Genomic DNA, 11697 nt, shown 5'->3' on the forward strand with positions numbered 1-11697 from the left:
GCGATGATGCACGTCCAGTTTGAAACCATCCACCCTTTTCTCGATGGGAATGGACGTGTCGGGCGTCTGCTGATTACCTTCTTCCTCATGCAGAGAGGGCGATTGTCAGAGCCCTTGCTTTACCTCTCCGCGTTCATCGACGCCCACAAGGGGGACTATTACGATTTGTTACAGCGCGTACGTACACACGGCGACTGGGTACCTTGGATACGATTTTTTCTCCAAGGCGTGACAGAAATCGCCACCGAGGCCGGACAGCAGTCAAAGGAACTACACCGCCTGCGGGAGCAATACCGAAGCCAATTACGAGACAAGCCGAATGCCCTTGGCCTGATCGACGAACTTTTCGTCAATCCGTACATGACCATAGGCCGCGGAGCCAAGGTGCTCAACAAGACCCATCCCACAGCGAAAGCCGCCATCAGCGTGCTGGAGGAAAAGAAGATACTCAAGGAGGTCAGCGGGCGCCAGTGGGGACGTTTTTACGTTTGCGCACCCGTCTTGGATGCGCTTGAGAAACCATTCCACTAGCAACAGATTCCTGCCAATGTCCCCGCTGCATCTACAGGCGCCAAGACGGAAAGAATGGTAGAAGTCATTGGTGCCGGGAGGGGGACTCGAACCCCCACAGTGTTACCACCGGCGGATTTTGAATCCGCTGCGTCTACCGATTCCGCCATCCCGGCAAAGGGGCCGGGCGCGAACGCGTCCGGCAACAGAAGCCGCGCATTATCGCCGAATCGGGCAGCCTGCCGCAAGGCGACCGTTATAATCGCGCCCCATGCGTGTTGCCGATTTCGATTTCGATCTCCCTGCCGACCTGATCGCCCAGTTTCCGCCCGCGGTACGCGGCGGCAGCCGGCTGCTGCACGTCGAGGCATCCGGTACGCTGCACGACCGCTGGTTCAGCGAGCTGCCTGCGCTGCTGCGGCCGGACGATCTGCTGGTGATGAACGATACGCGCGTGATCAAGGCGCGGCTGTTCGGCCAGAAGGACTCCGGCGGCAAGGTCGAACTGCTGGTGGAACGGGTAACGGGCGAATTCGAGGCGCTGGCCTTCATCCGCGCCAGCCACGCGCCCAAGCCAGGTTCGCACATTCATCTTTCCGACGACACCCTCCTTGAGGTGCTGGCACGGCAGGACGACCTGACGCAGCTGCGCTTTCCGCGCCCGGTGCTGGATGTTCTGGACCAGTTCGGCCGGTTGCCGCTGCCGCCTTACATCGAACACACGCCGACCGCAGACGACGAGGCGCGCTACCAGACTGTCTACGCGAACGAGCCGGGCGCGGTGGCCGCACCGACGGCCGGCCTGCATTTCGACGACGCGATGCTGGATACGCTCCAGCAACAAGGTATCCGCACGGCGCGGGTGACGCTGCATGTCGGCGCCGGCACCTTCCAGCCGGTGCGGGTGGACGACGTGGCCGAGCACAAGATGCACAGCGAGCGCTACACGATTCCGCCAGCGACCGTCGACGCGATCCGCGAAACGCATGCGCGCGGCGGCCGCGTGGTGGCGGTGGGCACCACCAGCCTGCGCGCACTGGAGGCGGCCGCGCAGTCCGGAAAATTGCACGCGGGCTCCGGCGAAACCGACATCTTCATCACGCCGGGCTATCGATTCAAGGTGGTCGACACGCTCATCACCAATTTCCATTTACCCAAGTCCACGCTGCTGATGCTGGTCTCGGCGTTTGCCGGCGTGGACACCATCCGCGTCGCCTACGCTCACGCCATTGCCGAGCGCTACCGCTTCTTCAGTTATGGCGACGCGATGTTTTTAGAGAAGTCCCCTCCCGCATGAAATTTGACCTCCTCGCCACCGACGGCGGCGCACGCCGCGGCCAGCTTCAGCTCGCGCACGGCACTGTGCAGACGCCCGTGTTCATGCCGGTGGGCACCTACGGCACGGTGAAGGCGATGTCGCCAGCCGAACTCACCGACATCGGCTTCGAGATGGTGCTGTCCAACACCTTCCACCTCTGGTTGCGGCCGGGGCTGGAGGTGATCGAAAAATTCGACGGGCTGCACCGCTTCATGGGCTGGGACAAGCCCATCCTCACCGATTCAGGCGGCTTCCAGGTGTTCAGCCTGGGCAAGCTCAGGAAGATCACCGAGGACGGCGTGAAATTCGCCTCGCCGATCAACGGCGACAAGCTGTTCCTGACGCCGGAAATCTCGATGCAGATCCAGCGCACGCTGAATTCCGACATCGTGATGATCTTCGACGAGTGCACGCCCTACCCGGCCACCGAGCGTGAAGCGGCCGAATCGATGCGGCTCTCGCTGCGCTGGGCGGCACGTTCAAAGACGGCGCACGCCGGCAATCCCAACGCGCTCTATGGCATCGTGCAGGGCGGCATGTACGAAGGCCTGCGCGACGAGTCGGCGCGCGAGCTGATCGGCATGGACTTCGACGGCTACGCCATCGGCGGCCTCTCGGTCGGCGAACCCAAGGACGACATGACGCGCATCCTCGCCCACACCGCGCCGCAACTGCCGGCGCACAAGCCGCGCTACCTGATGGGCGTGGGCACGCCATCCGATCTCGTCGCGGCCGTGGCGCAGGGCATCGACCAGTTCGACTGCGTGCTGCCGACGCGCAATGCCCGCCACGGCATTCTGTTCACCCGGCGCGGCGAGATGCGCATCCGCAACGCGCGCTGGAAGACCGACACTGCGCCGATCGATGACGAATGCGACTGTCATACCTGCCGCCACTTCAGCCGCGCCTATGTGCACCATCTGATCCGTGCCGGCGAAATCCTCGGCGCGCGTCTGGCGACGATCCACAATCTGCATTACTACCACCGGCTGATGGCCGGGATGCGCGCCGCGATCGAGGCCAAGCGCTTTGCCGACTTCACGGCACGGTTTCATGAGATGCAAACGCGTGGATGGTAGAATTCCATGGTTTTAACTGAACTGCCTTGATTCGGAGCTTTTACCCATGATTTCACTCGCCCACGCACAAGCCGCCGCCGCAGCCAACCCGGGGTTTGAGCAGTTCCTCCCGCTCATCATCATCTTCATCCTGTTCTGGTTCATGTTGATCCGTCCGCAGATGAAGCGCGCCAAGGAGCAGAAGAAAATGCTGACGGAACTGGCCAAGGGCGACGAAGTCGTCACCGCCAGCGGCCAGGTCGGCAAGATCGTCAAGCTCGGCGATCAATATGTATCCCTGGAAATCGCCGACGGTGTCGTCACTCACGTCCAGAAGCAATCGGTGCAGACGCTGCTGCCCAAGGGCACGATCAAGGGCCTGTGAAGCGAAAAGGGTGAGGCGTTAGGCATCTTGTGCCCACCGTCGCTCCCCACCTCACCCCTCTCCCCTAACGCCTAACCCGTAAGCAAAATGAACCGCTTCCCGCTCTGGAAATATGTACTCATCGGCATTACGCTGGTGATCGCCTTCCTCTATACCCTGCCCAATTTCTTCGGCGAAGTACCTGCGGTGCAGATTTCCCCCGTCCGCACGACCGAAAAGGTCGACACAGCATTGCTGAGCCAGGTGGAATCCTCGCTGAAGGCCGCCAATCTGGGCTATCAGGGAGTGGAGCTGGCGGGAAACAGCATCAAGGTCCGCCTGGCCAGTACCGACCAACAGATCAAGGCCAAGGACGTGCTGCAGAACAGCCTGGGGGAACGCTATACCGTCGCGCTCAACCTGGTATCGGCTTCGCCTGCATGGCTGTCGACGATACACGCGCTGCCGATGTATCTGGGCCTGGATTTGCGCGGCGGCGTGCATTTCCTGCTCGAGGTCGACATGAAAGCCGCGCTGGAAAAAGCGGCCATCCGCTACCAGAACGATTTCCGCACCGAGCTGCGCGGTGACAAGATCCGCTACGGTCGCATCAGCCGCGAAGGCAACGCCGTGACCGTACACTTCGCCACCCGTGACCAGCGTGATGCGGCCATCAGCAAGCTGGGAACCACATTCACCGACCTCGCCTTCACTACCGATGACCAGGCCGAGGGCTTCACCCTGACCGCGCGCCTGAAACCGCAGGCCGAAACCCAGGTGCAGGAATTTGCCCTGCAGCAGAACATCACCACGCTCAGAAACCGCGTCAACGAACTCGGCGTGGCCGAGCCCGTCATCCAGCAGCAGGGCGCCAGCCGCGTCGTGGTGCAGCTCCCTGGCGTGCAGGACACCGCCAAGGCAAAAGACATTCTGGGCCGCACGGCCACGCTGGAAATCCGCATGGTCGACGAACAGGCCGACCCGACCGCCATTCAGCAGGGACAGGCTCCGTTTGGCGACGACATCGTATCCAGCCGCGACGGCGGGAAAATCGCTGTGAAGAAGGACGTGGTGCTGACCGGCGACTCGATCACCGATGCTTCGCCCGGCTTTGAAAGCACCAGCGGCCAGGCGGCTGTCCACATCAACCTGGATGGCAAGGGCGCACGCATCTTCAAGGATGTGACGCGCGAAAACGTCGGCAAGCGCATGGCCATCCTGCTGATCGAGAAAGGTGTGGCCGAGGCCATCACGTCGCCGGTCATTCGCGAGGAAATCGGCGGCGGCCGCGTGCAGATCACCGGCATGGAATCCGCCCAGGAAGCCTCCGACGTCGCCCTGCTGCTGCGCGCCGGCGCGCTGGCCGCGCCGATGCAGATCGTGGAAGAACGCACCGTCGGCCCGAGCATGGGCGCGGAAAACATCAGCAAGGGCTTCCACTCCAACCTGTGGGGCTTCCTCGCCGTCACGGTGTTCATGGTGGTCTACTACCGCATCTTCGGGTTGTTCTCCTCGATCGCGCTCGCGGTCAACGGCTTTTTCCTGGTCGCCCTGCTGTCGATGCTTCAAGCCACGCTGACCCTGCCCGGCCTGGCCGGTATCGCGCTTACGCTCGGCATGGCGATCGACGCCAACGTACTGATCAACGAGCGCATCCGCGAGGAACTACGCAACGGCGCCACGCCACAGGCTGCGATCCACGCCGGCTACGACCGCGCCTGGGGCACCATTCTCGACTCCAACCTCACCACACTGATCGCCGGCGTCGCCCTGTTCTGGCTGGGCTCCGGCCCGGTGCGCGGCTTTGCGGTCGTCCTGTGTCTGGGCATCCTGACCTCCATGTTCAGCGCCGTCACCGTGTCGCGCGCCATGGTCAATCTCACCTATGGCCGCCAGGCGCGGCTGGCCAAGGTCTCCATCTAAGGGCAACGCCATGCTGGAATTTTTCCCCTTCAAGAAGAACATCCCCTTCATGAGTTGGGGGAAGGTGACGACGGCGATTTCGCTGCTCACCTTTCTCTTTGCGGTCTGGGCGCTGTGGGACAAGGGCCTGAATCTGGGCGTCGACTTCACGGGCGGCACCGTCATGGAAGTGCGCACCAGCCAGCCCGCTGATTTGCCGGCCATCCGGACGGTACTGGAAAAAACCGGCCTGATCGAAGTATCGGTGCAGACTTTCGGAACCAGCCATGACGTCCTGATCCGCCTGCCCAACAAAGGCGACAGCAATGCCGCGGAAACCAGCAACCGCGTGATGGCCGCGCTGACGGCCACCAACCCCGGGCTCGAATTGAAGCGCGTCGACTTCGTCGGCCCGCAGGTTGGCAAGGAACTCTACGACAACGGCGCCCTGGCGCTGCTGGTGGTCGCCTTCGGCATCATGGCCTATCTGGCGATCCGCTTCGAATGGCGCTTTGCGGTGGCGGGCATGCTCGCCAACATGCACGATATCGTCATCATCCTCGGCGTGTTCGCCTTCTTCCAGTGGGAGTTCACGCTTACCGTGCTGGCGGGCGTGCTGGCGATTCTCGGCTACTCGGTCAACGAATCGGTAGTGGTGTTCGACCGGATCCGCGAGAACATCCGCAAGATGCGTGGCGCGACCATCCCGGACATCATCGACGACGCCATCACCCGCACCATGAGCCGCACCATCATCACCCACGGCTCGACGCAGATCATGGTGCTGTCGATGCTGTTCTTCGGCGGCGAGGCGCTGCACAACTTCGCGCTGGCGCTCACCATCGGCATCATGTTCGGCATCTATTCCTCGGTGCTGGTCGCCTCGCCGCTGCTGCTGATGTTCGGCGTCAAGCGCGAGCACTTCATCAAGCCGGTGGAGAAGAAGGAAGAAGCCGTCGTTTGAGTGACGGGAATTCGGGGAATGTGCGCATCAATGCGCACGCCCTGAAACCTGACGCCCTATCCTGTCCCCGACTCCTTCGCCCCATCGCCTCATGCTCAACGAAATCATTCAGACCATCGTCAACACCGTCGGTGCCTGGGGCTATCCCGGCATCTTCCTCATGATGGCGCTGGAATCGAGTTTCTTCCCGTTCCCCAGCGAAGTGGTGATGATTCCCGCCGGTTACCTCGCCTACAAGGGCGAGATGAACCTCGCGCTGGCCATCGTGGTCGGCATTGCCGGGAGTCTGACGGGCGCGCTATTCAACTACTGGCTCGCGCTGAAACTGGGACGGCCCTTTCTGCAGCGCTACGGAAAATACGTGCTGATCAAGGAACACACCTTGCAACGCATGGAAGACTTCTTTGCCCGGCATGGCCACATTTCTACCTTCACTGGCCGGCTGATTCCCGCAGTGCGTCAGTACATCTCGTTGCCGGCGGGACTGGCGCGCATGAATCTTGCCGTGTTCAGCTTCTACACCAGTCTCGGTGCCGGAATCTGGGTCACCATCCTGGCCGTGCTGGGGTATACCCTGGGACACAACGAGCAGGCGATCCGCGGCAATCTTCATATCATCACCCTCATCCTGCTGGGTGCCGTCGCGGTCATCGTGTTGCTGTACATGCGCCTCAAGCTGAAGAAAAAACTGCTGCGCTGAGGGGGGCCATCGCCTGAGAAGGAAGCGGCGAGACGCCAGCCTGAGGAGGGCGCCCCTCAAGCCGGCCGATTGTTCGACAGGCTGTTTTCGGTGAAATAGCTGATGCGGGTGCGTGGGTCGAGGTAGGCGATCACCGCCATATCCAGTTCCGCAGGGCGCAAGGTTTTGGCCACGGAAAGTTCGGGGGCTTCGCGCATGTCCAGCCATAAGGCTTCTTCCTTGGGCACATCGGGATCGTAGATCAATAACGAAGGGTGCAAGAGCCGGCCCGGGTTGACGCTCATGATCAGACCAATCTGGCCGTTGTTCAACTGGACGACGCTACCGGGTGGATAGATCCCCATGCAGCGAACGAACAACTGCAGCAAGACCGGATCGTATTTGCCCGGTTCCTTCTTGAACATGAAGGCAATGGCTTCGGCAGGCGTCATGGACTCCGCCGGATTGATGCGGTTGCAGTAATGGTCGAAGGCATTGGCAATGCAGGCAATGCGGGCCAACCGTCCGATCTGCTCGCCTGCGAGCCTGCCCGGATAGCCGCTGCCGTCGAGCAGTTCATGATGCATGGCGATGACGTCCAGCGCAGCGGCAGGCATGCCCGGCAGGCGTTGCGCCATGTCGACGCCATACGTCACGTGCTGCTGGTAGAAACTGAGTTCGGCTTTCGTCCAGGGGGCTTTATTCAGGAGAATCTGACTGGGGATTTTTTCCCTGCCGATATCGTGCAGCAGCGTACCGAGTCCCAGCGCGCGCATTTCTTCGGCGCCCAGTTGCGCTTCCTTGGCCAGCACCAGCGACAGCATCGTGACATTGAGGGCATGGTAGTACGCGTTTTCGTCCCCCGCCTTGGTATTCACCAGATGCAGCGCAACGTCCTTGTCTGCCAGCATCGAGTCCACCATATCCGACACCAGCGCCTGCGCCTGCTGGACCGATTCATCCGGGCGGGAAAAAAGGTTGCGCAACAACGACTTGACGGTTGAAGCTCCGGCAGCAAATTGCCGTTCGCAGCGCCCCAGTGCCTCGCGCTGGCGCGAAAGCTGTTCCCGCCGTTTCCGTTTTTCTGCCCACATCGCCTCCATTTCCGGATCGGGCGGCGAGGGAGGCGGTGGGGGCGCGCTCGCCTTGGGCGGCGGCAAGGGGACCGAATCACTCTTGCTGCTGTCGTAGAGCACATGCGAAATCCCGAGGGAACGCAACTGCTGCACTTGTTTTTCGCTGCGAATCTTGAAGCTGCTGAAAAGAAAGGGATGATCCGTCCAGGAGTCCAGCCGGATGTACAGCCCCACTCTTACCTGTTCGATGCCTATGCGTTGTTCCAGTTCGTTCATCGGTCAAACGATCCTGTAGCCTGTTCGCCTGTCACCCTCTGCGCCCACGATCATGCGGGGCCGACGACGCCATCAGCCTGCAGCCTCCACCATCAATCGCTTCATCTCGGCCACCGCCTCCTTCCAGCCGACAAACAGTGCCTGCGCCACGATCGCGTGGCCGATGTTGAGTTCGTGGATGCCGGGCAGGGCGGCAACAGGCTGGACATTGTGATAGGTGAGACCGTGGCCGGCGTTCACCGTCAGCCCGAGGCTACGGCCATAGGCAACGGCCATGCGAATACGCTCGAATTCTGCGATGCGCGCTTCGTCCGCCTCCGCGTCGGCATAATGGCCGGTATGGATTTCGACCACCGGCGCGCCGGCCGCATGGGCCGCGTCAAGCTGGGCGAAATCGGCGTCGATGAACAGCGAGACGCGGATACCGGCCTCTGCGAGCCGTGCGCAGGCGGCCTTCAGCCTGGGCAGCTGCCCGGCGACGTCGAGCCCACCTTCGGTCGTGAGTTCCTCGCGCTTTTCCGGAACCAGACAGACGTCCTGCGGCCGGGTAGCGACGGCGATCGCGAGCATCTCCTCGGTCACCGCCATCTCCAGGTTCATCTTGGTTTTCAGTACCTGGCGCAGGATCGCCACGTCGGCATCCTGGATGTGGCGGCGATCTTCGCGCAGGTGCAGGGTGATCGAATCGGCGCCGGCGGTTTCCGCGGCAAGCGCCGCCTCGACCGGGCTGGGGTAGCGGGTCTTGCGTGCCTGGCGCAAGGTGGCGATATGGTCGATGTTGACGCCGAGAAAGATGCTCATTGTGTGAGTTCGGTGAGGTCGCGTAACAGCTGGCGAGTATAAAGCGGCTTGGCGCCCAGCGTGTGATTGATCAGGGTGCGCATCAGTGCCTTGGCTTCGACCAGCGTCGCCGGCCGCTCGAAGCGGTCGCCGGCCAGGTCGATCAGCGTCTGGCCGGACACCGGACAGCCCGGCTGCCCCGCTTCCGGGCCATCCAGGGTGCGCAGTGCGCCACGCTCTGGCTGGAACACATAACGGGCCTGCGCCTGGATAGTCGCGCCGCTGCCCGCCTCGACATCGAAGGTGGCGCCATAGCCGATCTCACCCAGCAGATTCTTCTCGAAGCGCCGCAGGATCCGCTCAAAGTAAGCAGTACGTTCGTGGTCGGAAGTGCAGTCATGCTCGCCGGCCAACTGCTCGAGGGTCGCGAGGTAACGGTCATACAACGTCTCGTGCGCATCGCCGCGCGCCAACAGGCGCAGCAGCAATTCATTGAGATAAAACCCGCACATCAGCGCGCGTCCCTCAGGGGCCTTCAAACCGCCCTGCCATTCAGCGGCGTGCAGGGTTTTCAGTTCGGACTTGCCGAACCACGACAGCAGCAGCGGGGTGAACGGCTGCATCAGTCCGCGCAGGGTCGACGTCGGGCGCCGCGCGCCGCGCGCAATCAGTGCCACGCGCCCATGGTCGCGCGTGAACACTTCCGCCACCACGCTGGTTTCCTTGAAAGGATACGTGTGGAGGACGAAACCGGGTTCGTTGTTGACGCGCGCGTCTGCGGACATCGCCCACTCAATCCAGTCCGAGCGATTTCAGCATGCGCACATCGTCGGCCCAGCCGCCCTTGACCTTGACCCAGACCTCCAGATATACCTTGCCGTCGAAAGCGCGCTCCATGTCGAGGCGCGCCTGGGTGGAGATGGTCTTGAGCTTCTCGCCGCCCTTGCCGATGACGATGGCCTTGTGGCTGTCACGGTCGACCAGGATGGTGGCAAAGATGCGGCGCAGATTGCCCTCTTCCTCGAATTTGTCGATGGTCACCGCCACGGCATAGGGAATTTCCTCGCCGCACAGGCGGAACACTTTCTCGCGGATCAATTCTGCCGCCAGCTGGCGCTCGGTCTGGTCGGTGACATCATCCTCGCCGAACAGCGGCGGATTCTCCGGCAGATGGGCTTGCAGGGTCTTCAAGAGCTCGTCCAGATTGCTGCCCTGCTTGGCCGACACCGGTACGATCTCGGTGAATGCATGCGCGGCGGCCGCTTCCTGCAGAGACGCCATCAGTTCGGCCCGGTCCTTGACGTGATCGATCTTGTTCACGACCAGGATCAGCGGCCGATCTTTGGGCAGCAGGTCCATCACCTGGCGATCTTCTTTCCTCAGCCGTCCCGCCTCCACCAGCATCATCACCACGTCGGTGTCCGACAGCGTTTCACGGACCCGCTTGTTCATCGCGCGGTTCATGGTGCTGGCATGGCGGGTCTGGAACCCCGGCGTGTCGACGAACACGAATTGCGCTTCGTCGGTGGTGTGGATGCCCATCACCCGGTGGCGCGTGGTCTGCGCCTTGCGTGAGGTGATGCTGATTTTCTGCCCGACGATACGGTTGAGCAGCGTCGACTTGCCGACGTTGGGACGCCCGACAATGGCGATGAGGCCGCACTTGAATTCACTCATATCTGCAGCCTTTCATTTCTGTAATGCGGCACACGCCAGGCGTGCAGCCTCCTGTTCGGCAGCGCGGCGGCTCTTGCCGACGCCACGCGTGCTGAGCACGGGCTTGACCAGCACGCACTCGACAATGAAACTCTGGTCATGCGCTTCGCCCTGGGTACCGACCAGGCGGTAATCCGGTAGCGGAAGCCGTCGTGACTGCAGCATTTCCTGCAGTTCGGTCTTGGCATCCTTGCCCGAGGCCCGCGGATCGATTTTTGCCACCAACGGATCGAACAATCCACGCACCACGCATTGCGCGGCCTCGAACCCGGCATCGAGAAAAATGGCACCGAACAGCGATTCCAGCGCATCGGCCAGGATCGAGGGGCGGCGAAAACCGCCGCTCTTGAGTTCACCTTCGCCCAGGCGCAGGCTGTCGCCCAGTTTCAGGGTAATGGCAATGTCGGCCAGCGTTTCCTGCCGCACCAGGTTGGCGCGCAGGCGCGACAGACTCCCTTCCGGCAACTCGGGAAACGCATCGTACAAGGCGCGGGCGACCGTGCAGTTCAAGACCGAATCGCCGAGGAATTCGAGCCGTTCGTTATTGAGCGCGCCGTAGCTGCGGTGCGTCAGCGCCTGAGTCAGAAGATCGGAGCGGACAAAGGTATAACCCAGCGCCTGTTGCAGGCGCTGGTTCAACAGGGTGTTATTCAACCTCGACCGGGACCGCGTTGGGGTCGGAACTGGCACTGAAGTCGACCACCAGGCTGACATTGCCGACGAGCTTGGTACGGAAGGTGTAGTCGGTGGAAATGACCGGAACGGCGCCGTGACGGTCGATGGCGATGTCCTCGGGCTTGACAACGGTCACATAACCGACACTGGCGCGCCGCTCAAAATCATTGCGGATATCGGCATTGCTCTTGGATTTGAGGTCGGATTCCTGCCCCATCGTGGCGAGGATCTTCTTCACTGAGAAATACTCGATATAGGCCGGCACCAGTTTCATCGCCAGCATGGCCAGCATGACCAGCACGACGGCGACGAACAGGAAGCCGAACATGGTCAGTCCGCGTTGTTTGGATTTCATGGCGCGCGTGCGATACATGCTGTC

At 62.0% G+C, this 11697-nt stretch carries 13 protein-coding genes and 1 tRNA gene; 7 read left to right on the forward strand and 7 right to left on the reverse strand.

Annotation, left to right across the window (positions count from 1 at the left end; translation table 11 throughout):
* Nucleotides 1-531: Fic family protein (locus ABT23_RS06820; protein ID WP_296633023.1), on the forward strand; the 531-nt coding region annotated here is incomplete at its 5' end.
* A 68-nt stretch (nucleotides 532-599) separates the two neighbouring features.
* On the opposite strand, the gene ABT23_RS06825 is transcribed toward ABT23_RS06820, so the two are convergent.
* A tRNA-Leu gene (locus tag ABT23_RS06825) sits at nucleotides 600-686 on the reverse strand.
* Between the two features lie 95 nt (nucleotides 687-781).
* On the opposite strand from ABT23_RS06825, the gene queA reads away from it, so the two are divergent.
* The 6 genes from queA to ABT23_RS06855 all read left to right on the forward strand — a co-directional run bounded on the left by queA (nucleotide 782) and on the right by ABT23_RS06855 (nucleotide 6816).
* On the forward strand, nucleotides 782-1807 hold the full coding sequence (gene queA, locus ABT23_RS06830; RefSeq protein ID WP_296633025.1) for a tRNA preQ1(34) S-adenosylmethionine ribosyltransferase-isomerase QueA: 1026 nt from the start codon (nucleotides 782-784) through the stop codon (nucleotides 1805-1807).
* Complete coding sequence (gene tgt / locus ABT23_RS06835) at nucleotides 1804-2907, forward strand: tRNA guanosine(34) transglycosylase Tgt (protein ID WP_296633027.1); 1104 nt, start codon at nucleotides 1804-1806, stop codon at nucleotides 2905-2907. The genes queA and tgt overlap by 4 nt, the downstream gene beginning before the upstream one ends.
* A gap of 46 nt (nucleotides 2908-2953) precedes the next feature.
* Nucleotides 2954-3271, forward strand: a complete 318-nt coding sequence (gene yajC, locus ABT23_RS06840) for a preprotein translocase subunit YajC (protein ID WP_296633031.1) — start codon at nucleotides 2954-2956, stop codon at nucleotides 3269-3271.
* An 87-nt stretch (nucleotides 3272-3358) separates the two neighbouring features.
* A complete protein-coding gene (gene secD / locus ABT23_RS06845; protein WP_296633034.1) occupies nucleotides 3359-5173 on the forward strand; it encodes a protein translocase subunit SecD in 1815 nt (604 codons plus the stop codon).
* 10 nt (nucleotides 5174-5183) lie between these two features.
* Nucleotides 5184-6116, forward strand: coding sequence for a protein translocase subunit SecF (secF, locus tag ABT23_RS06850; RefSeq protein WP_296633036.1), 933 nt, complete (start codon nucleotides 5184-5186; stop codon nucleotides 6114-6116).
* Nucleotides 6117-6207: 91 nt separating this feature from the next.
* A complete protein-coding gene (locus ABT23_RS06855; protein WP_296633040.1) occupies nucleotides 6208-6816 on the forward strand; it encodes a DedA family protein in 609 nt (202 codons plus the stop codon).
* 56 nt (nucleotides 6817-6872) lie between these two features.
* Here ABT23_RS06855 and ABT23_RS06860 read toward each other — a convergent pair whose 3' ends face one another.
* The 6 genes from ABT23_RS06860 to ABT23_RS06885 form a co-directional block, all read right to left on the reverse strand.
* On the reverse strand, nucleotides 6873-8147 hold the full coding sequence (locus tag ABT23_RS06860; protein ID WP_296633042.1) for an HD-GYP domain-containing protein: 1275 nt from the start codon (nucleotides 8145-8147) through the stop codon (nucleotides 6873-6875).
* A gap of 72 nt (nucleotides 8148-8219) precedes the next feature.
* The gene (gene pdxJ / locus ABT23_RS06865) at nucleotides 8220-8948 is read right to left on the reverse strand and encodes a pyridoxine 5'-phosphate synthase (RefSeq protein ID WP_296633045.1); all 729 of its coding nucleotides are present in this window, start codon (nucleotides 8946-8948) and stop codon (nucleotides 8220-8222) included.
* Nucleotides 8945-9712, reverse strand: a complete 768-nt coding sequence (gene recO, locus ABT23_RS06870; protein WP_296633048.1) for a DNA repair protein RecO — start codon at nucleotides 9710-9712, stop codon at nucleotides 8945-8947. Before recO ends, pdxJ begins: the two co-directional genes overlap by 4 nt.
* Nucleotides 9713-9719: 7 nt before the next feature.
* Nucleotides 9720-10604 carry a GTPase Era gene (era, locus tag ABT23_RS06875; protein WP_296633051.1) on the reverse strand — a complete coding sequence of 295 codons (885 nt, stop codon included), beginning with the start codon at nucleotides 10602-10604 and terminating at the stop codon, nucleotides 9720-9722.
* A 12-nt stretch (nucleotides 10605-10616) separates the two neighbouring features.
* Nucleotides 10617-11297, reverse strand: a complete 681-nt coding sequence (gene rnc, locus ABT23_RS06880; RefSeq protein ID WP_296633054.1) for a ribonuclease III — start codon at nucleotides 11295-11297, stop codon at nucleotides 10617-10619.
* On the reverse strand, nucleotides 11290-11697 hold a 408-nt coding region (locus ABT23_RS06885; protein WP_366366298.1), incomplete at its 5' end, for a DUF4845 domain-containing protein. The genes rnc and ABT23_RS06885, both read right to left, overlap by 8 nt.

The organism is Thiobacillus sp. SCN 63-57 (genome assembly GCF_001725555.1).
GTDB lineage: Bacteria > Pseudomonadota > Gammaproteobacteria > Burkholderiales > Thiobacillaceae > Thiobacillus.